Genomic DNA, 20,440 nt, shown 5'->3' with positions numbered 1-20,440 from the left:
CGTGATCGAAGTCGAGCACCTCACCAAACAGTACGGTCCGAAGACCGCCGTCGACGACGTCTCGTTCGTCGTGCGGCCGGGCAGCGTGACCGGCTTCCTCGGGCCGAACGGCGCCGGGAAGTCCACCACGATGCGCATGATCATGGGGCTCGACCGCCCCACGGCCGGGCGGGCGACCGTGAACGGGCAGCCGTACACGTCCTTCCGCGACCCGCTCCGGCAGGTCGGGGCGCTCCTCGAGGCCAAGGCCGTCCACCAGGGCCGCAGCGCCTACAACCACCTCCTCTCGCTCGCGGCGACCCACGGGATCCCGAAGTCCCGCGTGCACGAGGTCATCGACATGACCGGCCTCGACTCCGTCGCGAAGAAGCGCGTCGGCGGGTTCTCGCTCGGTATGGGGCAGCGACTCGGCATCGCCGCGGCACTGCTCGGCGACCCGAAGACCCTCATCCTCGACGAGCCGGTCAACGGCCTCGACCCGGACGGCGTGCTCTGGGTGCGGCAGCTCGCCCGCCGCATGGCCGCCGACGGTCGCACCGTGTTCCTGTCCAGCCACCTCATGAGCGAGATGGCGCAGACGGCCGACCGCGTCGTCGTCCTCGGCCGCGGCCGGGTCCTCGCCGACGCCCCCATCCAGGAGTTCGTCGCCGCGGGCGGCGGAACCGGCGGCAGCCGCGTCGTCGTCCGGACGCCGGCTCCCGACCAGCTGTTCCAGGCGATCGGCCCGAACGCGTCCGTGACCCCGCGCGAGGACGGCACCTTCATGGTGGTCGGCCCGGACGCCACCACGGTCGGGAACATCGCCGCACAGGTCGGCGTCCCGCTGCACGAGCTCACACCCGTGGGCGCCAGCCTGGAAGAGGCCTACATGGCGCTCACCCGCGACGACGTCGAGTACCGATCGGAGGGCACCCGATGACCGCCACGACCCTGCCGCCCACGAATCTGCCGCCCACGATCGGGCTCGGCTTCGGCCGGCTCGTCCGCAGCGAGTGGATCAAGTTCCGCAGCATCCGCTCCACGATCTGGTGCCTGGCGATCCTCGTCGTGGTCACGATCGCCATGGCGGTCCTCATCGGCAACGCCCTCGACGTCGGCACGCCCGTCGCCCAGGACTCCGCGAACGGCACCCTCGTCACGATCAACACCGCGAGCGTCTCCCTGACGGCACTCGTCGTCGCGGTGCTCGGCGTGCTCATCATCACGGGGGAGTACGGCACCGGCCAGGTCCGCTCGACCTTCGCCGCCGACCCCCGTCGGACGGGTGTGATCCTCGCGAAGGCCTCGGTCCTCGCGGTCACCACCTTCGTCGTCAGCGCGGTGTCGATCTGGATCGGGGTGTTCGCCTCGGCAGCCCTGCAGGCGGGCAAGGGCGTGCACGCCGACCTCGCCGATCCGTCGGTGTTCATGCCGCTGCTCGGCGCCTCGGTGTACGTCACGCTCCTCGCCCTGCTCGCGTACGGCATCGGACTCCTCGTCCGGTCGAGCGCCGGCGGGATCGCGATCACCCTCGGGCTCCTGCTCGTCGTCCCGATCGTGCTGTCGCTCATCGCGAGCGTGCTGCAGGCGCAGTGGCTCCTCGACGTCACGAAGTTCCTGCCCGACCAGGCCGGGATGCAGCTGTTCACCTACTCGGCCGGCGACGCCGCGCCGCAGGAGGGCATCGTCCTGAACGGCTGGGGCGGCTTCGGCGTGCTCGCGGCCGAGGTGGCCGTGGTGGGCGCACTCGCACTCGTGGTCGCACGCCGACGCGACGTCTGACGCCACCATCCCCCGGACGGGAGGCGCGGTGCCAGCTGGCGCCGCGCCTTCAGTTCCGTAGGCTCGCACCGTGCACTGTCCCCACCTCCTCGTCCCGCCGCTCGCCGTCCTGCTCCTGCTGGCCGGCTGCACGGCGACGCCGACGGTCGACGAGGAGGCGCTCGCCGACTGGCGGAGCGCACAGGAGGCGGCGACGGAGACCGACCCGGACGTCCTCGGCGTGCTGACCGCGGACATCCAACCCGGCGACGAGGACCCGTCCGAGGTCGGGACCGGCGTCACGCTGCGCTTCCCGGCCGCGAAGGCGATCGACCACCTCGAGTTCTCGTGCTTCGGCAACGGGCACATGCGGGGGATCGTCCGCATCGAGTCCCGGGGCGGATCCGGCGACTTCACCGTCGACCCCGTGGCCTGCCGGGACAGCCCGAACCCGATCCGCCTGACGCGGCTCGCGAGCACGGACGTCGACTCCGTCGCGTTCAACGGCTTCGACAGCGACCGGTCGAGCGCGTGGCGGCTGGTCATCGTCGGGACGGCACCGTCCGCCGGCTGATCAGCGCCGGAGGTCGTACCGGTGCAGCGTCACCCCGTTGTCCCACCGCTGCTGCTCGAGCAGGTCGAGGACCAACGGCGGTCGCGCACCCGACGGCGGCGGGTCGAACAGCGGACGCCCACGCCCGAGGACGGCGGGGTGCGTGAAGACCATCAGCTCGTCGAGGAGCCCGGCGTCGAGCAGCTGCGTCGCGATGCTCGGACCGCCGACACCGACGTCGCCCTCGGACTCGGCGCGGATGCGGGCGAGCTCGTCGATCGCGTCCTCGTCGCGGCCGATGATCCGCGTGTTGTGGTCCGCCGCCGTCCGCGACCGGGAGACGAGGACCTTCGGCTGCTCGGTCCAGATCTCGCCGTACTCGCGCATGTACGCGGGCAGAGACTCGTCGGTGCGGGCGTCGGGCCAGAACGGGTCCATCATGTCGTGGACGATGCGGCCCTCGACGGACAGCGTCATCGCCCGGGCGCGGCGGTTGAACTCGCGGTGCACGGCCTCGTCGATCCGGATCCACTCCGGTCCCTCGACGCCGCTGTGCTCACCGGCCTCGGTCTCGACGAAGCCGTCGAGCGAGGCGTTGATCCAGTACACGAACCGTGCGGGCATCTCGCGACTCCTTCGTCGGACGGGCCGGTGGGCGTGAGCGTACGCTCACGCTCGTCCGCACGCTCCTCGACGACGAGAGCAGGTCCACCGTGCGCCGGTCACTCAGAGCAGTCCTCGCGATCGCGACGGTCGCGGGACTCGCGACCACGTTCCTCCAGGTCGGTGCCAGCGGTGCGCCCGCCGTCGCCGCGGAGACCACGTCCGCACGGGGCGGTGCCGCGCCGACCCACCAGAACCCGATGACGCTCGCCCTGCCGGACGGCCAGACCGCGGCGAGCTGCGCCGACCCGACCGTCGTGCGCGGGGTGGGACGCGACCGGAACTGGTACCTCTACTGCACGACCGACGCCCTCACGGCGACGGAACAGAACCCGGACGGGTCACTCGTGCAGCACGGGGTCCCGACGTACCGGTCCACCGACCTGACGCACTGGACGTACGTCGACGACGCCTTCCCCACGAAGCCGGCCTGGGTGGGCGACGCGAACGGCATCTGGGCGCCGGACGTCGTGTACCGAGCCGGGACGCACGGGCGCCCGGGCACCTGGTACCTCTACTACGCGGCGTCCGACACCCCGAGCGGCACGGCACCGACCGGCGGCGGATCGGCCGTCGGCGTCGCGACGAGCCCGGGCCCGACCGGACCGTGGACGGACTCCGGCGGACCCGTGGTGGCACCGCAGGCGGCACCGAACGGCGCCGGGCAGCGGTGGGAGTTCGACCCCGAGGTCATCACCGACCGCGGCAGCACGTACCTGTACTTCGGCAGCTACTTCGGCGGGGTGAACGTCCGCCGGCTGAGCACCGACGGCCTGCGGTCGATCCCCTCGACCGAGCGGCAGATCGCGATCGACAACCGCTACGAGGGCACCTACCTGATGCGGCACGACGGCTGGTGGTACTTCATGGGGTCCGCCACGAACTGCTGCAACGGCGCCCTGACCGGGTACGGCGTGTTCGTCGCCCGGTCGCGCAGCCCGCTCGGCCCGTTCACCGACCAGGACGGCGTGCGGATCACGAGCACCCGGGTGGGCGGCACGCCCCTGCTCGCCCAGAACGGCAACCGCTGGGTCGGCACCGGGCACAACACGGTCGTCACCGACCTCGCCGGGCAGGACTGGATCGTCTACCACGCCGTCGACCGGGACGACCCGTACTACGCGGGCCAGGGCACCTACACGAAGCGGCCCGTGCTCATCGACCCGCTCGACTGGGTGCACGGCTGGCCCGTGGTCCGCGGCGGAGCCGGCCCCTCGGACGGCGTGCAACCGGGGCCGGTGGCGCAGCCCGGTCAACGGGCGACGTACCGCGCCACCGCCGCACCGGTCGACGTGCCCGGTCGGACGATCCGTGCGCTGTCCACCGACTTCGACGGGACGACCCTGCCGCCGGCGCTCCGCTGGACCCGTGAGCCCGATGCATCCACGTGGACGGTCGCCGGGGGCGCCTTCCGGTGGCGGACGCAGGACGCCGACATCCACCCGCCGCAGACACCGCTCGCCTCGGTCCTGTCCGAACCGGCTCCCCGGGGCGACTGGGTGGCCGAGACCACCGTCGCGGTCGACACCCCGGCGACCGGCGACGGCGTGAACTACGTGCAGGGCGGGCTCATCGTGTACGGGAGCGACAGCGACTCCGTGCGCCTGACCTCGAACTCGATCTTCGACACCCGGCAGACGGAGTTCGGCAAGCAGGTCTCCGGGCAACCGGCCGGTGCCCCGACCTACGGGAACATGGTCGTCGGGCCGGTCGGGGACACCACCACGCTGCGGATCGTGCACCGGTTCGTGGCCGGGGAGCACCGCTACACCGCGTACACCAGTGTCGACGGACGGCACTTCGTGCGGGGCGGGACGTGGACGGCGGACCTCGGGGCGGAGCCGCGGATCGGGCTGATCTCGCTCGGCGGTGCGGGCTTCACGAGCACCTTCGACGACCTGCGGGTGAGCACGGTGGCGACGGGCCGCTGAGCGCGTCGACGGAACACGATCCCCGCCGGGATGCGAAGATGCATCGTTGCCTGCCGGAACCGAGAACGAGGGTCAGATGAGTCCGACCGAGGACACCGCGTCCACGGCCCCACTGCTCGACGGGCGGTACCGGCTCGAACACGCCATCGGCCAGGGCGGCATGTCCGTCGTGTACCGCGGGGTCGACGAGAGCCTCCACCGGCCCGTCGCCGTGAAGGTGTTCCACGCCGGCACCGTCGACGTCGCGCGGCAGGAGGCCGAGCTCGGCGTCCTGGCGTCCCTCGAGCACCACAACCTCGTGAGCCTGCTCGACACCGGCGTCGTCACCGGCCACGACGGCACCCGCCAGCGGTACCTCGTGATGGCGCTGGTCGCCGGGCAGGACCTCGAGGACCGGCTCTCCGTCGGCCCGCTCGCCTCCCGCCACATCGCCGAGATCGGCTACGACATGGCCGAGGCGCTGCACTACATCCACAGCCACGGCGTCGTGCACCGCGACATCAAGCCGTCGAACATCCTGCTCGTCGACTACGGCAACGACTCCGACCGTGCACGCGCCCGGCTGACCGACTTCGGCATCGCGCTCGCCGCCGGTGTCGAGCGGCTGACGGCCGACGGCGTGACCACCGGGACCGCCGCCTACCTCAGCCCCGAGCAGGCGCGGGGCGGCGAGGTCGGTCCGCCGAGCGACGTCTACTCGCTCGGACTCGTGCTGCTGCAGTGCTTCACCCGCCGTCGGGAGTTCCCGGGGTCGCTCGTCGAGTCCGCCGTCGCGCGGTTGTCCCGCGACCCGGTGCTGCCCGAGCCGCTGCCTGAGCACTGGAAGGTCCTGCTCCGGGCGATGACCGCGCAGGACCCGGCAGCGCGCCCGGCCGGTGCCGATCTCGTGACCATGCTCCGCGACGTCGTCATCGCGGAGACCACCGCCGCCGACCACGTCGTCGAGACGACGTCCGCGGCCCAGCCGGCAGGCGACGCCGACCGTGCCCGCCCGGCGACGCTCGACAGCCTGCCCGAACAGGCGCTGCAGCGCACGACGGCGATGGCCGCGAGACTGTTCGACGCCCCGATCGCGCTGGTCGAGGTCCTCGACGAGGACCGTGCCTGGTCGCAGTCGTACATCGCTCCCGGTGTCGACGACGCGGCGCGCCACATCAACTTCCGCAACGGGTTCGCCCCGGTGCCGGTGCCCGTCGTGATCCCGGACGGCCAGACGCACCCCGAGATGCAGCACAGCCCGCTCGTCACCGGCCCGCTCGGCATCCGGTTCTACGTCAGCGTCCCGCTGGTGAAGCACGACGGCACCCCGATCGGCACGCTCGCGGTGCTCGACACGAAGCCGCGCCAGACGACCGGGGCGGACCTCGCGAACCTGCACGACCTCGCCGCGCTCGCCGTCACGCAGCTCGAGATCCGTCAGGAGTCGCTCCGCACGACGAGCGACGCGCTGCCGCTGGCACCCTGACGGGTGGTCGCGGTCAGGCGTCGGTGAGGGCTGCCGCGTAGGCCCGGACCGACCGGTGGTACCGGGGGAGCGTCGGCTCCACCGCCTCGATCGCGACCCGGAGCGCCTCGTCGTGGCGACCGGCACTGTGCAGCGCGAGTGCGAGGAACACCTTCGGCGCTGCGCCGGTCGCCGGGTGCTCGGGGGCGTCGCGGAGCATCGTGATCGCCTCGTCGACCCGGCCGAGGTTGCGGAGCGTCGAGGCGTGCTGGACGACCATCCGCGCCGCCCTCGTCGGGTCCACGGTGTCGAGCCCGGCTGCCGTCGCGGCCGTGTAGTGGACGTCGGCCTCGGCTTCGTGGCCGCCGGAGTCGTTCGCCCCGCCGAGCTCGAACGCGCCCAGCGCCGGGTGGGGTGCGGCGTCGGCGAGGACCCGCATGCGGTTGATGCGCTCCTGGTCGTCGATGGTGTCGTCGGCCCAGAGTTCGGCGACGCGGGCTTCCCAGTCCTCGGTGCTCATCCCACCAGCGTATTGGCGGACCGGTCCAGGCCGTGCTCGCCCGGGCCGTGCCGGATCGCGCCGTGCTCGACCGGGCCGTCCGAGACCGTCGCCCGGAACGACCGGACGAGGGGCACCCCCGGGTGCACGAGCGTCGGGGTGCGCCAGGCGAGCGCCGAGCCGACCGCGGGGTACTCGGCGGCACGGACGAACCACGGGTCGTCGTGGTCGAGGGCCTCGAACCGGATCGTGGCGCCGACGCCCTCGAACACGGCCGACCACTCGACCCACGGCGCGACCGACCCGTGCACCGCGTCCTCGCCGCTGGCCGTCGCCGTCCGGACCGCGATGTCGGCGCACGGCGGGAAGCGCCAGGTGAAGCCGCCGTACCCGGCCCCGACCCGACCGTTGCTGCCCGGGCCGCCGAGCCGGACGACCGCGTCCCCTGGCACGCGGAACGACGACGACCACGTGAGCTCCCACCCGGTGTCGACCGCCCGCCAGGCGAGGGCCCGGTCCTCGTGCAGGGTGACGTGGCCGTCGGGACCGCGCCAGACGACCTCCTGCCGCAGGGAGGGGCCGTGGTGCTCGGCGTGCACGACCGTTGCGCTCCCGTGGTCGTCGCGCCAGACGTAGCCCTCGCCGTGGACGTACGTCCGTCCGCCCCAGCAGTTCACGCCGTCGAGGTCGGGGATCGCGAACCCGACGCCGCAGTGCCAGTCGTGGTCCGGCGGGTGGTGGGCGCTCACGACCGTGCCGCCGAGGGTCCGCACCGGGTGCAGGTACGGGCGGGGCGACGACGTCGGGATCGTCCCCGCGCCGTCGAGGACCGATGCGACCGCGACGCCGTCGACGACGAGCTCGTCGAGCACCTCGTCGCGGTCCGCGTGCGCCCAGGGTGCGCCGACCTCGGAGAACAGTGCGCCCTGGTCCGCCGCGCGGTCGACGACCGCCTCGACGTCCGTGACGAGCGGCCGACGCGCGGGCCCCTCGCCGTCCCACGTCACCCACGGGTGGTCGATCTGCACCGGTTCGGTCGCCCGCACGGCTTCGAGCACCTCGACGAACGCGCCGGTCGACACGAGCGGCACGAGCAGCGCGTCGCCGCGGGACCGGTGGGCGAGCAGGTTCTCGAGCAGGTCGGTGCGCCCGAGGCCGTGGGTCACCCCGTCGATCGTGACCTCGTCGGTCGTGTACCCGAGGACCGCGCTCCCGGTCGTGCCGCGGACCCGCACGCTCGGGAGGACCTCGGTCGGCCCGCACAGGGTGAGCGCCGCGGTCGCCTCGCGTCCGGCGGTCGTCGTGACCCGGACGGCCGAGGTGTCGTCGCCCTCGATCGCGTTCGCCCGGTACAGCTCGACCTCGACGCGCGCCACCTCGTCGGCTCGACGGCAGCCGACGAGCGCGAGGGCGGTCGCCACGGCGTGGGCGAGCGGGTTCGTGATGACCCCGTCGAGGACGTCGACCCCGTCCACCCGGCGGCGGCCGGCCCAGGCGGAGCGGTCCCAGTACGCCTGGTCGCGCGTCCAGGTGCCGACGGCCGCGGCGGACCGGACGGTCCCGACGAGCGACCCGTCACGGAGTGCGGGCAGCGCGTGCGACCCGAGGCTCTGGAACCCCACCTGGACCACGCGCCCGCTGCGTCGTTCGGCGTCGAGCAGGCTCGCCAGGTCCGCGCGGGTCGTGACCGGGGGCTTCTCGAGGAGGACGTCGGCGCCGCTCTCGAGGGCGGCCAGGGCGAGGGGGAGGTGCGCGGCGATCGGGGCCGCGACCACGACGACGTCGACCGGGCCGGTCGCGCGGGCTGCGGCGACGTCGAGGACGACGGGCACCCCGCCGTCCTCGTCGGCGTCGAGGGTCGGGTCGACCACGGCCGTCAGCGTGCAGGCCCCGAGGCCGACGAGCCGGTCGATGGTCGCCCGGTGGTGCAGGCCGTAGCCGCGCGCGCCGACGAGGACGATGCCGGGAGGCGCGGTGCGGCTCGGGTCTCCGGCCGCCGGTCGCTCCGTGGTCACGACCCCACCGACGGGGTCCCGATCACGACACGGGTCCGGCCCGGCGCGCGTCCGGTGACGTGGACGTGCGAGCCCGTCGGCCGGTCCGTCCCGCCGAGGAACGCGTAGTCCTGGCCGGGCGCGTAGAACGCGGGTTGCCCGGGGCCGGAGCCGTTGCCCGGCCCGAACGTCACGGTGTCGGTGCCGACGCGGTACGAAGCGGTCCCGGTGACGAGGACGCGTTCGGCGGTGGCGGCATCGGTGCTCACACCGGAGAACGTACCCCCGTCGCGGAACGTCAGCTGGAGCGACCACGGGACGTCGGCCCCGGCGGTCTCGATGTCGAGCGTGACCGCGTCGGCCGTCAGTGCGACGTCGACCGTCGTCGTGAGCGCCACCTCGTCGGCGGTCCGGCTGCCGAACGCCATCGACGCCGAGAACCGCCCCTCGTCGGCGAGTGCGTAGTCACCGTCGGCCAGCCGGTACTCGGGTGCGAGCGGCTGGTGGTAGCCGGCCGACACGCGTTCGGTCAGCCGGAACCGGCCGGCGCCGAGGTCCTCGAGCCTCGTCGGGCGGAACGGGCCGAGGCCGAAGAACTCCCGCGAGAGCCGGACGTCGGTGAGGACGACGGCGCCGGCGACGACCCGCAGGAACGTCGGGCTGTTCGCGAGCCCGGAGCGGACGTGTCCTGCCGCCGGGACGTCCGAGCCGGCGAAGAGCACGACGTCGCGGTCGGTCTCGCGGACGTGGACGAGCCGTGCCGCCCGGAACGTCGAGGTGCCCCGGGGGAGCGGTGCGCCCGCCGGCAGCGGCCGCTCGAGCACCGGGTCGGTCATCGCCCGTGCGGCCACCGCGCCGGGCTGCCAGGTGTCGGCGACCGCTGCCCGGGCGGCGACGGCGGCGAGGTCGGCTCGGCCGTCGAGCACCGCGACGTGCCAGAGCAGGGGCGCGAACGGTCCGATCCCGAACGGCTGCGACTGGTCCTGCCGTCGGGACTGCACGGTCTCGACGGTGTCGTCGGGCAGGAGCAGCGCGAGCGTCGCGTCGAGCGAGCGGCGCACCGGGTCGAGCAGCTCGGGCCGCCCCAGCACCGACGCCAGCACGAGGAAGGACGGGCACGAGACCGCCGCGGCGTAGTTCGGGCTGCGCTCGGACCACAGGCCGTCGGCGTCGATGTCCGGACCCTCGGCGAGCCACTCGTCGATCCGCTCGACGAGGGCCGGGTCCGGGTGGAGCCGGTGGACGCGGGCGAGTGCGGCCGCGATCTCCCACCGGTGGTTCGGGGTGTGCACGCCACCCGTCAGCAAGGCCGGGGTCGCGCGGTGCACGATCTCGTCGAGGTCGTCGGCCAGCGCCGCGGCCGCCGGCACGGTCGCACGGTACGGCGCGAGGAGCTCGAGGGCGTCGCACACGTCGTTCACCGTGAACGCGGAGTCGGGTGGGGAGAGCACGTTGTCGCCGCCGACGAACGTGCCGCCGTGGGACTGCCTGGTGGCGAGGTGCCGGACCCAGCCGTGCGCGGTGGCGAGGTCGTCGTCGGTGGGGCGAGCCGCGCCTCCCGTCCGCTCGTTCCGGACCCACGCCCCGACCAGGGTGAGGGCGCGCGCCATGAGTTCGCGGTGCTGCAGCGTCTCCGGGGCGTCGGTGGCCTGCCGGAGCCGGGCCGCGTCGGCGTCGGCCGCGGTGCCGGCGAGGTCGAGGAAGCCCATCAGTCCTTGAGGCCCGCGTTGAGGTCCGCGCCGTTCACGTACTTCTGGAAGACCAGGTAGATGAGGACGAGCGGGATGATCGAGATCACCGACGCGCCGAGCAGGACCGTCCAGTTGACGTTCTCCGCGCCGACGATGCTCTGCAGCGCGATCTGGATCGTGAACTGGTGCGGGTCGTTGAGGACGAGCAGCGGCCAGATGTAGTCGTTCCACCGCCACTGGAACGAGAAGATCGCGAGCGTCAGCATGATCGGGCGGGAGATCGGCAGCATGATCCGCCAGAAGATGCCGAACTCGCTCGCGCCGTCGATGCGGGCGGCCTCGACGAGGTCGTCCGGCACGGTGAGGAAGAACTGCCGGAACATGAAGATGCCGGTCGCGGTGATGACCGACGGCACGATGATGCCGGCGAGTGAGTCGTACATGCCGAGGTCGCGGATCACGATGAACGTCGGCGCGAGGATGACCTCGGTCGGGAGCATCGTCGTCGCGAGGATGCAGACGAAGAAGACCTTGAGCCACCTGTTGTCGTACTTCGCCAGCGCGTACCCCGTCGCCGCGCTCGCCAGCACGGTGAGGACGGTGGTGACCAGTGCGACGATGACGGTGTTGCCGAAGTAGCGGGCGAAGTCGTAGCTCGCCCAGGCCTCCGTGAAGCCGCTGATCGACCACGTCTTCGGGAACAGGGTGAGCGGGTAGGAGAACAGCTCGCCGCCGGGCTTGAACGCGCTGAGGACGAACCAGAGCACGGGGAAGCCGAACGCGATGATGAAGACCCAGAGCAGGGCGGTGGCGGCGATGGCCCTGGGGCGGGGCGGGCCGTCGAGGCGCTTGGTCCTGGTCGTGTTCTTGTTCCTGGTGGTCCCCGACGTGACGTCGGTCGCGGGTGCGCCGGAGGCGCTGGGCAGGGTGGCGGTCATCGGCGGGCCTCCGTCCGACGGTTCACGGCCAGCTGGATGAGCGCGATGGCCATGAGGATGAGCATGAGGACCATCGACGCCGCGCTCGCGTAGCCGATGTGGGCGTTCTGGAACCCGTTCGTGTAGATGTACTGCACGAGCAGGTTGTTGTCGGTGCCGGGACCGCCGCCGTTGAGTGCCTGGATCGTCGCGAACTCCTTGAAGGCGCCGAGCGACGACAGCAGGACCACGATGAACGACGTCGGTGCGATGCTCGGCAGCGTGATGTAGCGGAACTGGTGCCAGGCGCCGGCGCCGTCGAGGGACGCCGCCTCGTAGTAGGACTGCGGCACGTTCCGGATCGCGGCCACGAACAGCAGCATGTTGAAGGCGGCTCCGGCCCACGCGGTGGCGAACACCACGACGAGTAGCGACAGGTCCGCGTTCGACTGCCACGGGACGGCCTTGCCGCCGAAGGACTCGATGACGAAGTTCGCGAGCCCGAAGTTCTCGCCGAACATCCACCGCCAGATGACGCCGGTGACGATCGGCGAGATGAGCCACGGCACGAAGAAGACGATGCGGGCGACGCTCCGGCCCTTCGCCGCAGGGCTCGTGAGCATGAGCGCCATCGACAGGGAGAGCACGAAGCCGAGCGGCACCGCCACGATCGCGTAGAGGAACGTCCGGAGGAGTGCCGCGTAGAAGGTGTCGTCGGCGAACAGCTCGAAGTAGTTCTCGAGCCCGATGAACTTCGGGGCGACGACACCGTTGTAGTCGGTGAACGAGTAGCCGAGGCCGATGACCGCGGGCCACACGAAGAACACGACGAACAGCACCGCGTTGACGCTGACGAAGAGGATCGGGGCGAGGACGGGCTTGCTGACGCCGGAGCGGCGGCGCTTCGTCGTCTTCGCGGCTCCGGGCCGGCGGGGCGGCACCGGGGTGGGCACGGCGGTCTGCACGTCGCCGGCTGCGGTGGGGATGCTCACGATGATCCTCTTCGTTCGTCGCGGTGTTGCTGGGGGAAAGACGCCGGGGTCGGGTGCGTGCACCCGACCCCGATCCGTCATCCGACGTGCTCTTCGTAGTACTTCGTGATCGTCTCGAGGGTCTTCTTGGCCGACTGCTGCCCGTTGATGAGCTTGCCGACCTCGGCGGTGGTGGGGTCGGTGCCGAGTTCCTTGCCCTCGACCGCCCACTTCGCGCTCTCCTTGGCGTAGGAGCTCGAGATCGGGTCCGCCGCGTCGATCTCCTTCTGGTAGAGCGCGAAGGAGTCCTTGGCGGCCTGCGACTCGAACGGGTAGCTGATGTCCAGCCCGGACTCCACCGGCAGGAAGCCGTTCGTCGTCACGAGCTTGGCGTAGTTCGTCGGCTCGTACATGTAGTCGATGAACTTCTTCGCCGCGGTCCCGCGGGCGTCCGAGTTCTCGAAGCCGACGATGTTGCCGCCGTAGTTGATCTCGGTGGCGTGCGTCGGGTCGGCCGGGGTCGCGGCGCTGGCCCAGTCGAAGTCGGTGATGTTCGACGCGAAGTCCGACGACTGCCAGACGCCCGAGAAGTAGGCGACGACCTGGCCGCTCTTGAACAGGGCGTTCGGGTCCTGCCCGCTCGTCCACACCGACTTCGGCATCGTGGAGTCGTCGTTCATGTCGGCGAAGTCCTGCAGCGCCGAGACGGTCTTCGAGTCGGTCGGGAAGGAGCCGTCCTTCTCCTGCTGCATGAAGTCGGTGCCCTTGGTGAACATGTAGGCGCGCAGGCGGGACGGCGAGGAGTCGAACACCAGGTCGTACTTCGCGCCGGTCTTCGCCTTCACCTGGTCGGCGGCCTGCAGGAACTCGTCCCAGGTCCAGGCCTTCGCGGGGTCCGTCGGGTAGGCGATGCCGGCCTTGTCGAACAGCGACTTGTTCACGAACAGGCCCGCCGCGGTGACGTCGGACGGGATCGAGGTGACCTTGCCGTCGTCGTCCTTCGCGATGATGTCCTTGTCGATCTTGTTCGCGTCGTCGTCCACGATCGAGGCCAGGTCGACGGTCTTGCCGGTCCAGATCGGGTCGATGCCCGCGGCTCGCACGACGTCGGGCAGCGAGTTCGCCTGCGCCGACTCGCGGAGCTTCGTCTGCAGCCCGTCGTACGGCAGGTTCACGATCTTGACCGTGACGCCGGTCTTCTTCTCGTAGTCGGTCGCGAGGTCCTGGTAGCCCTTCTCCTGCGCCGTCGACGTGGAGAGCCAGAAGGTCAGCTGGTCGACCTTGCCGCCGTCGCCGGAACCGCTGCCGGAGGCGCAGCCGCTCAGGAGCGCCAGTGCGGCGATGCCGCCGGCGAGCGCGAGCATCTTCTTGGATGACTTCATCGTCACTGCTTTCGTTCGGGACCACTGGCGTCTGCCGTGGGCGAGCGTTCGGGGTGTCTCGGCCGAGGAGACAAGGTCTACACGACGCCAAGTGATTCTGGCAAGCGCTTTCCTGCAAAATGTTTGGACATTGTGACGTGACGGCTCGATCCGTTGCCGCGGCTGCGCCCCGGCGGGCGGGAAATCGCTATCCTCGCCACAGACAGCCCTCGCCACACAGCGCGGAGCCGACGGACTGGAGGCGCGACATGCCCGAACGGAGCTCGGTCACCCTGGCCGACGTGGCTGCGCGGGCAGGCGTCTCGCTCGCGACCGCGTCGCGCGCGCTCAACGGCAGCGTGCGGAAGGTCCGGCAGGAGTCGGTCGACCGCGTCCACGCTGCGGCCCAGGAGCTCCGGTACACCGCCAACGTGCAGGCCCAGGCGGTCGCCCGCGGGACCACCACGACGCTCGCGCTCGTCGTGGGCGACATCGCCGATCCGTACTTCGCGGCCATCGCCGCCGGGGCCATCCGCGCCGCCGACGACGCCGGGCTCGTCGTCACGATCACGTCGACGGGAGGGGACCCGTCGCGCGAGGCGGCCGTCCTCGGCGTCGTCGCGGGGCTCCGGCCGCGGGCCGTGGTGCTCGCGGTGAGCCGTCGCCTCGGTGGTGGCGCCGAGCTGGCGTCGGCCGTCTCCGGACTCGTCGCGGCCGGCGCGGGGGTGTCGGCGCTCGTGTCCGACCTCGACGGCGCCGTGGCAGGCGTGTCGGGAGTGCAACCACTCGTGATCCGGAACCTCAGCGGTGCTGCGGCGCTCGCCGGCGCCCTGGTGGAACAGGGGCACGACTCGTTCGCGGTGCTCGCCGGGGATCCGTCGCTCGCCACCGCGCACGCGCGCTACGAGGGCTTCGTCGCGGGCCTCGCCGCCCACGGGATCCGGGTGCCCGACGACGCCGTGGTGCCGTCGGAGTTCACGCGGGATGGCGGGTACCGGGCGATGGTGTCGCTGCTCGACCGGGCTGCGGCGGGCTCGGGGGCGTTGCCGCGGTGCGTGTTCGCGGTCACGGACCTCATGGCGGTGGGGGCGGTCGCGGCGATCCGGGAGCGCGGGCTCGTCCCGGGGGTGGACGTCGGGGTCGCGGGGTTCGACGACGTGCGGATGCTCGCCGACGTCGTGCCGGCGCTGAGCACGGTGCGCTTGCCCCTCGAGGAGATCGGGGAGCGGGCGGTGCGGCGGGCCCTCGGGCTCGAGGCGGACGGCGCCATCGACGGCGAGGTCGTGCTGCGCGCGAGCACGGCGCGCTAGCGGGCCCGGCCCGGGCGCGCCGCGCCCGGGCGCGCCGGCCCCGGGCGCCCCGGGCGCGCGCCCGTCCCCGTCGCCCGGATCGTGAGCAGAAACGGTCGGGTGCCGTGGCGCGACCCGACCATTCCTGCTCACGAAGTGGCGCGGGGTGCGCACGCCCCGGGCCCGCGCCCCGGGCCCCCGCACGCCCCGCACGCCCCGGGCCCCCGCACGCCCCGCCCCGAACGCACACACCCGAACACGCGCGTGCGGTCGGCACGGGCCGTGGTGTACGGTTCCGGCAAGCGCTTTCCACCACGGTGGCGAGCGGGCCACAGCGAGCAAGGGAGCACGCGTTGACCACGCGCACCATCGGCATCATCATGAACGGCGTCACCGGACGCATGGGCTACCGCCAGCACCTCGTGCGGTCGATCCTGGCCATCCGCGACGACGGCGGGCTCCCGCTCCCGGACGGCACGAGGCTGCAGGTCGAACCGATCCTCGTCGGCCGGAACGCCGCGAAGCTCGAGGAGATCGCCACCCGGCACGGCCTCGAGCACTGGACGACCGACCTCGACGCCGCCCTCGCCGATCCCCGCTGGGACGTCTTCGCCGACTTCGCCGTGACGAGCGCCCGCGCCGACGCCCTGCGGAAGGCGATCGCCGCCGGCAAGGCCGTCTACACCGAGAAGCCCACGGCGGAGACCTCCGACGAGGCGCTCGAGCTCGCCCGCCTCGCCGCCGACGCCGGCGTGCCGAACGGCGTCGTCCACGACAAGCTCTACCTGCCCGGCCTCCGGAAGCTCCGCCGGCTCATCGACTCCGGGTTCTTCGGCCGGATCCTCTCCGTCCGCGGCGAGTTCGGCTACTGGGTGTTCGAGGGGGACTGGCAGACCGCGCAGCGGCCGAGCTGGAACTACCGCCGCGAGGACGGCGGCGGCATCGTCGTCGACATGTTCCCGCACTGGAACTACGTCCTCGAGCAGCTGTTCGGCCGCGTGGAGTCGGTGTACGCCCGCGCGGTCACGCACATCGACGAGCGAACCGACGAGCAGGGGACCGGATACGCGGCGACCGCGGACGACGCGGCCTACGGCGTGTTCGACCTCGCCGGCGGCATCACGGCGCAGATCAACTCGAGTTGGGCGGTCCGGGTCGACCGTGACGAGCTCGTCGAGTTCCAGGTCGACGGCACCGACGGCAGCGCCGTCGCGGGACTGTTCGGCTGCCGGATCCAGCCCCGGACGGCGACGCCGAAGCCGGTGTGGAACCCCGACCTGCGGGACGATCGCGACTACAGGGCGCAGTGGCTCGAGGTCCCCGACAACGAGGTGTTCGGCAACGGGTTCCGCGCCCAGTGGGAGGACTTCCTGCAGGACCTGGTCGCCGGCCGCCCGCATCCCTACGACCTGCTGTCCGGTGCCCGCGGCGTGGCGCTCGCGGAGGCTGGTCTGCGCTCGAGCGCCGAAGGACGACGCATCGACCTGCCCGAGCTGACCCTGCCCACCGGGGCCGAGCCGCGCCTCCAGGGCGCCAGCGCCGACCGCGCCGACAACGCCGCGCCCGTCGGAGCACGCGCATGACCACCCTGACCCTCCTTGCGCCCGACGGCACGACCAGCCGGGTCGACCTGCGCGAGCCGGCCGTGGCGGCCACCGCGAAGCCGACCGCCCCGCTCACCGAGCGCGTCGTGTACGCCGCCGCCCACGTCGTCCCGCGCACCGCCGCCGACAACACGCCGGGTGCACCGGCGGACCTCGACTGGGACGCCACCCTCGCCTTCCGGCACCACCTCTGGTCGTGGGGCCTCGGCGTCGCGGACGCGATGGACACCGCGCAGCGGAACATGGGGCTCGACCCGGCCGCCACGCGCGAGCTCATCACCCGCAGCGCCCGCGAGGCGCAGTCCGTCGGCGGCCGCATCGTCGTCGGTGTGAACACCGACGACCTCCCGGACCAGGTCGCCACCGAGCAGCAGGTCGTCGACGCCTACGTCGCCCAGCTCCACCACGCCGAGGACGCCGGCGCGGGGGTCGTGCTCATGGCGAGCCGGCACCTGGCGCGCCTGGCGCACCGCAGTGACGCACCGGCCGCCGTCTACCGCCGCGTCTACCGCAGGGTCATCGAGCGCGCGAGCGCCCCCGTCGTCCTGCACTGGCTGGGGGAGGCGTTCGACCCCGCCCTCGCCGGCTACTTCGGCGGTCAGCACGGCCCCGACACCGTGCTCGACATCATGGGCGACGCCGGGTCGAAGGTCGCCGGCATCAAGATGAGCCTGCTCGACGCCCGGGCCGAGGTCGCCCTCCGCTCCCAGCTGCCCGCCGGCGTCCGGATGTTCACCGGCGACGACTTCCACTACGTCGACCTCATCGCCGGGACCGATCGGACGCACTCCGACGCCCTGCTCGGTGCGTTCGCCGCCGTGGCGCCGATCGCCTCCGCCGCCGTCCGGGCCCTCCCCGACGAGACCGCCTTCCGCGCGCTGCTCGGCCCCACCGAGGCCCTGTCCCGCCACGTCTTCAGCGCCCCGACCTGGCACTACAAGACCGGCATCGCCTTCCTCGCCTGGCTGAACGGCCACCAGGGCGCCTTCGCCATGGTCGGCGGTCAGCACGCCGGCCGCTCCCTGCCGCACCTGTCCGAGACCGTCCGGCTCGCGAACGCCTGCGGCGCGCTCGAGGATCCGTCGCTCGCGGCGTCGCGGTGGCACGACCTGCTCACCGTGTCCGGTGTGCCCGTGACGGCCAGGAGGCGCGGCTCGACCCCCGCCGACCGCCCGCTCTCCGGGGCGGTCGCGTGAGCACCCCCGTCGTCCGCGCCACGCGGACCGGGGCCGCCCCGGGCTCCGCACCCCCGCATCCGCGGCTCTCGATCAACCAGGCGACGATCAAGTACGCCTCGCTCCGGGACGCCCTCGACACCGTCCGCGCCGCCGGCGTCCAGGCGATCGGAACGTGGCGGGAGCCCGTCGCCGAGGTCGGGCTGTCCGAGGCCGTGCGGATGGTCGCCGACTCCGGCCTCCGGGTGTCCTCGCACTGCCGCGGCGGCTTCTTCACCCTCCCGGCCGGCACCGAACGGCTGCGGGCACTCGACGACAACCGCCGGGCGATCGACGAGACCGCGGCGTTGGCCGAGGCCGGCGCGCCCGGGTCCGCGCCGGTGCTCGTGCTCGTCGCCGGAGGACTGCCCGAGGGGTCCCGCGACCTGATCGACGCCCGGGACCGCGTGGCCGACGCCCTCGCCGACCTCGTTCCGCACGCCCTCGACGCCGGCGTCCAGCTCGCCGTCGAGCCCCTGCACCCGATGTACGCCGCCGACCGGGCCGTCGTGTCGACCCTCGCGCAGGCCCTCGACCTCGCGGCGCCCTTCCCGGCCGCTGCCGTCGGCGTGGTCGTGGACACGTTCCACGTGTGGTGGGACCCGGCACTCGCGGCCTCGGTGGCCCGCGCGGGCGCCGCCGGGCGGATCGCGAGCTACCAGGTGTGCGACTGGCTCACCCCGATCGCCGCCGACCCGCTGCTCTCCCGGGGCGTGATGGGGGACGGGCACATCGACTTCGGGCCGGTCACCGCTGCCGTGAGCGCCGCCGGGTACTCCGGGGACGTCGAGGTGGAGATCTTCAACCAGGCCGTGTGGGACGCTCCGGCGACGGACGTCGTCGACCGGGTGGTCCGGGCGTTCACGGCCTCGGTGCCGCTGCCCCTGCCCCGGCCTCGCTGAGGGGGCGGCGGCGGACCAGCACCACGCTGTCGAGCACCTCGTGCGGCGCTCCCTCGGGCGTCACCGCGGTGCGCGGTCGGAGCTCGGCGGCGACGACCTCCCACCCGTCGTCGAGCCCCAGCGCCGCGAGGTCCTCCGCCGGCGTCGGGAAGCGGTACGCCCGCATCTCCTCGGGCAGGTCCCCGTGCGGGGGCGCGGCGTGCGCCGTCACGAGCAGGTGCCCGCCGGACGCCACGAACCCGGCCGCCCGCCGCAGGATCGCCCCACGCGGGATCTCGACCGGCCACGACTGCAGGAACGACGCCGTGACGAGGTCGAACCGCGCCGCGGTGTCCCACGAGCCGAGGTCCGCCGCGACGAACGCCGTCCGCTCCTCGACCCCGGCGGTGACGGCAGCCCGGGAACCGCGGGTGACCGCCGTCACCGACAGGTCCACGCCGGTGGTCGCCCACCCCTGCCGGGCGAGCCAGACGACGTCGCCGCCCTCGCCACAGCCCAGGTCGAGCGCGCGTCCCGCGGGCAGCGACGACGCGACGTCGGCGAGCACCGCGTTCACCCGCCCCGACCAGATCCCGTCGTGCTCGGCGTAGCGGGCCTCCCACCAGCTGCGTGCGGAACCGGACTCGCTGGCGGTGCTGTCGTCGTGCGTGTGCATGCGCACACTCCACCGCACGGACCGGCCGGACCCCAAGCGGTGTTGCCACCCCGGCAACGTCGCACCGTGCGTGGCGGGGCCGCACCGCGCCTCCTGGCCGCCCGATCGTGAGCAGAAGATGTCGGGACGCTGTCCCCGACCCGACCATTTCTGCTCACGAAGCGCCCGGGCCCCGCGCCCCGCCCGTCAGTCGGCGGGGCCGGCGTGCTCGATGCGGGCGCTCGCCGTGGCCATGTGGTCGTCCATCGCCCGCTGCACCGCGAGCACGTCCCCGGCCCGGAGCGCCTCGAGGATCGCACGGTGTTCCTCGTACGCGGCCTCGGTGGCCTGGCGGGTCCGGACACGACGGCCGACCCACACGCTGAGCATCGAGCGGAGGCTCTGCAGCAGGTCGGCGAGCACGTCGTTCCCGGCGGAGCGGGCGAGCAGCACGTGGAACCGGACGTCGGCGTCGATGAAGGCGTCCGGGTCGTCGAGCGCCTGGTGCTGCCGGTCGATGTAGGTCTGGAGCTCGTCGAGCTGCGCCGGCGTCGCACGCTGGGCGGCGAGGATCGCCGCGGTGCGTTCGAGCGACGACCGGACCTCGAGCAGCTCCCGGGTCCGGTTCGACGCGAGCATGAGTCCCCACGACAAGGTCGTCGGCAGCAGGTCCGAGGTCCCGCCCTGCAGGTACGTGCCGGAACCCGGGCGGATCTGCACGATGCCGAGGATCTCGAGCGCCGCGAGGGCCTCTCGCACGGCGGACCGACCGACCCCGAGCCGTTCGGCCAGCACCCGCTCCGAGGGCAGCCGCGAGCCGGGTGCCAGGTCGCCGGCGGTCAGCAGGGAGACGAGCTGTCGGGCGACCTCGGAGGCGGGGGAGCCCGTCGGCACCGACTCGAGTTCGAGGCGGATGTTGAGCGGGTCGTCCGGGCTGAACGCGGGCATGCAGTGAGCGTACCGGTCGGTCAACCGGTTGCGGTGGGACTCCCTGCCGAACCGCGGCGGCATGGAATGGTCAACCGGTTGACAA

Annotated in this window: 18 protein-coding genes; 9 read left to right on the top strand and 9 right to left on the bottom strand. The window is 72.8% G+C overall.

Annotated elements, in window-relative coordinates; translation table 11 throughout:
* The first annotated feature begins 1 nt into the window (after position 1).
* The 3 genes from BM028_RS00175 (at position 2) to BM028_RS00165 (ending at position 2,314) form a co-directional block, all read left to right on the top strand.
* Complete coding sequence (locus BM028_RS00175) at positions 2–919, top strand: ABC transporter ATP-binding protein (protein WP_071303698.1); 918 nt, start codon at positions 2–4, stop codon at positions 917–919.
* A complete protein-coding gene (locus BM028_RS00170; protein WP_092383860.1) occupies positions 916–1,761 on the top strand; it encodes an ABC transporter permease in 846 nt (281 codons plus the stop codon). The genes BM028_RS00175 and BM028_RS00170 overlap by 4 nt, the downstream gene beginning before the upstream one ends.
* A 70-nt stretch (positions 1,762–1,831) precedes the next feature.
* Positions 1,832–2,314, top strand: coding sequence for a hypothetical protein (locus BM028_RS00165; protein WP_092383858.1), 483 nt, complete (start codon positions 1,832–1,834; stop codon positions 2,312–2,314).
* On the opposite strand, the gene BM028_RS00160 is transcribed toward BM028_RS00165, so the two are convergent.
* Entirely contained in the window at positions 2,315–2,917 is a 603-nt protein-coding gene (locus BM028_RS00160; protein ID WP_092383856.1) for a dihydrofolate reductase family protein, read from the bottom strand.
* An 89-nt stretch (positions 2,918–3,006) separates the two neighbouring features.
* On the opposite strand from BM028_RS00160, the gene BM028_RS00155 reads away from it, so the two are divergent.
* Positions 3,007–4,887 carry a family 43 glycosylhydrolase gene (locus tag BM028_RS00155; RefSeq protein ID WP_092383854.1) on the top strand — a complete coding sequence of 627 codons (1,881 nt, stop codon included), beginning with the start codon at positions 3,007–3,009 and terminating at the stop codon, positions 4,885–4,887.
* A 76-nt stretch (positions 4,888–4,963) separates the two neighbouring features.
* A complete protein-coding gene (locus BM028_RS00150; protein ID WP_092383852.1) occupies positions 4,964–6,352 on the top strand; it encodes a serine/threonine-protein kinase in 1,389 nt (462 codons plus the stop codon).
* 13 nt (positions 6,353–6,365) lie between these two features.
* Here BM028_RS00150 and BM028_RS00145 read toward each other — a convergent pair whose 3' ends face one another.
* The 6 genes from BM028_RS00145 to BM028_RS00120 form a co-directional block, all read right to left on the bottom strand.
* Positions 6,366–6,851, bottom strand: a complete 486-nt coding sequence (locus BM028_RS00145; protein WP_092383850.1) for a tetratricopeptide repeat protein — start codon at positions 6,849–6,851, stop codon at positions 6,366–6,368.
* Complete coding sequence (locus BM028_RS00140; RefSeq protein ID WP_092383848.1) at positions 6,848–8,845, bottom strand: DUF6807 family protein; 1,998 nt, start codon at positions 8,843–8,845, stop codon at positions 6,848–6,850. Before BM028_RS00140 ends, BM028_RS00145 begins: the two co-directional genes overlap by 4 nt.
* The gene (locus BM028_RS00135; RefSeq protein ID WP_092383846.1) at positions 8,842–10,533 is read right to left on the bottom strand and encodes a hypothetical protein; all 1,692 of its coding nucleotides are present in this window, start codon (positions 10,531–10,533) and stop codon (positions 8,842–8,844) included. Before BM028_RS00135 ends, BM028_RS00140 begins: the two co-directional genes overlap by 4 nt.
* The gene (locus BM028_RS00130) at positions 10,533–11,453 is read right to left on the bottom strand and encodes a carbohydrate ABC transporter permease (RefSeq protein ID WP_254789336.1); all 921 of its coding nucleotides are present in this window, start codon (positions 11,451–11,453) and stop codon (positions 10,533–10,535) included. Before BM028_RS00130 ends, BM028_RS00135 begins: the two co-directional genes overlap by 1 nt.
* Entirely contained in the window at positions 11,450–12,424 is a 975-nt protein-coding gene (locus tag BM028_RS00125) for a carbohydrate ABC transporter permease (protein ID WP_217647206.1), read from the bottom strand. Before BM028_RS00125 ends, BM028_RS00130 begins: the two co-directional genes overlap by 4 nt.
* A 77-nt stretch (positions 12,425–12,501) precedes the next feature.
* On the bottom strand, positions 12,502–13,785 hold the full coding sequence (locus BM028_RS00120) for an extracellular solute-binding protein (protein ID WP_071295471.1): 1,284 nt from the start codon (positions 13,783–13,785) through the stop codon (positions 12,502–12,504).
* A gap of 248 nt (positions 13,786–14,033) precedes the next feature.
* Here BM028_RS00120 and BM028_RS00115 point away from each other — a divergent pair, with 248 nt between their 5' ends.
* From BM028_RS00115 to BM028_RS00100, 4 genes are all read left to right on the top strand, one after another.
* The gene (locus BM028_RS00115; protein ID WP_070416467.1) at positions 14,034–15,074 is read left to right on the top strand and encodes a LacI family DNA-binding transcriptional regulator; all 1,041 of its coding nucleotides are present in this window, start codon (positions 14,034–14,036) and stop codon (positions 15,072–15,074) included.
* A gap of 359 nt (positions 15,075–15,433) precedes the next feature.
* The gene (locus BM028_RS00110) at positions 15,434–16,636 is read left to right on the top strand and encodes a Gfo/Idh/MocA family protein (protein ID WP_092384832.1); all 1,203 of its coding nucleotides are present in this window, start codon (positions 15,434–15,436) and stop codon (positions 16,634–16,636) included.
* Positions 16,633–17,853 carry a DUF993 family protein gene (locus tag BM028_RS00105; RefSeq protein ID WP_092383844.1) on the top strand — a complete coding sequence of 407 codons (1,221 nt, stop codon included), beginning with the start codon at positions 16,633–16,635 and terminating at the stop codon, positions 17,851–17,853. Before BM028_RS00110 ends, BM028_RS00105 begins: the two co-directional genes overlap by 4 nt.
* Entirely contained in the window at positions 17,850–18,773 is a 924-nt protein-coding gene (locus BM028_RS00100) for a sugar phosphate isomerase/epimerase family protein (RefSeq protein WP_092383842.1), read from the top strand. The genes BM028_RS00105 and BM028_RS00100 overlap by 4 nt, the downstream gene beginning before the upstream one ends.
* Here BM028_RS00100 and BM028_RS00095 read toward each other — a convergent pair.
* Together BM028_RS00095 and BM028_RS00090 are read right to left on the bottom strand one after the other, a co-directional pair.
* Positions 18,733–19,428, bottom strand: a complete 696-nt coding sequence (locus tag BM028_RS00095) for a class I SAM-dependent methyltransferase (protein WP_092383839.1) — start codon at positions 19,426–19,428, stop codon at positions 18,733–18,735. The two genes, BM028_RS00100 and BM028_RS00095, sit on opposite strands and share 41 nt — an antisense overlap.
* Positions 19,429–19,614: 186 nt before the next feature.
* Complete coding sequence (locus BM028_RS00090; RefSeq protein ID WP_070416464.1) at positions 19,615–20,355, bottom strand: FadR/GntR family transcriptional regulator; 741 nt, start codon at positions 20,353–20,355, stop codon at positions 19,615–19,617.
* Between the last annotated feature and the right edge of the window lie 85 nt (positions 20,356–20,440).

It is taken from the genome of Curtobacterium sp. YR515, from assembly GCF_900113095.1.
In the GTDB taxonomy this organism is placed as follows: Bacteria; Actinomycetota; Actinomycetes; order Actinomycetales; family Microbacteriaceae; genus Curtobacterium.
This window is presented reverse-complemented; position numbering and strand designations above follow the sequence as displayed.

Excerpts from the sequence above, each read along its gene's own strand:
- BM028_RS00170 (WP_092383860.1), top strand. The coding sequence starts at position 916 with ATGACCGCCACGACCCTGCCGCCCACGAATCTGCCGCCCACGATCGGG.
- BM028_RS00160 (WP_092383856.1), bottom strand. The coding sequence starts at position 2,917 with ATGCCCGCACGGTTCGTGTACTGGATCAACGCCTCGCTCGACGGCTTC.
- BM028_RS00150 (WP_092383852.1), top strand. The coding sequence starts at position 4,964 with ATGAGTCCGACCGAGGACACCGCGTCCACGGCCCCACTGCTCGACGGG.
- BM028_RS00145 (WP_092383850.1), bottom strand. The coding sequence starts at position 6,851 with ATGAGCACCGAGGACTGGGAAGCCCGCGTCGCCGAACTCTGGGCCGAC.
- BM028_RS00135 (WP_092383846.1), bottom strand. The coding sequence starts at position 10,533 with ATGGGCTTCCTCGACCTCGCCGGCACCGCGGCCGACGCCGACGCGGCC.
- BM028_RS00130 (WP_254789336.1), bottom strand. The coding sequence starts at position 11,453 with ATGACCGCCACCCTGCCCAGCGCCTCCGGCGCACCCGCGACCGACGTC.
- BM028_RS00120 (WP_071295471.1), bottom strand. The coding sequence starts at position 13,785 with ATGAAGTCATCCAAGAAGATGCTCGCGCTCGCCGGCGGCATCGCCGCA.
- BM028_RS00115 (WP_070416467.1), top strand. The coding sequence starts at position 14,034 with ATGCCCGAACGGAGCTCGGTCACCCTGGCCGACGTGGCTGCGCGGGCA.
- BM028_RS00110 (WP_092384832.1), top strand. The coding sequence starts at position 15,434 with ATGAACGGCGTCACCGGACGCATGGGCTACCGCCAGCACCTCGTGCGG.
- BM028_RS00105 (WP_092383844.1), top strand. The coding sequence starts at position 16,633 with ATGACCACCCTGACCCTCCTTGCGCCCGACGGCACGACCAGCCGGGTC.
- BM028_RS00095 (WP_092383839.1), bottom strand. The coding sequence starts at position 19,428 with ATGCACACGCACGACGACAGCACCGCCAGCGAGTCCGGTTCCGCACGC.
- BM028_RS00090 (WP_070416464.1), bottom strand. The coding sequence starts at position 20,355 with ATGCCCGCGTTCAGCCCGGACGACCCGCTCAACATCCGCCTCGAACTC.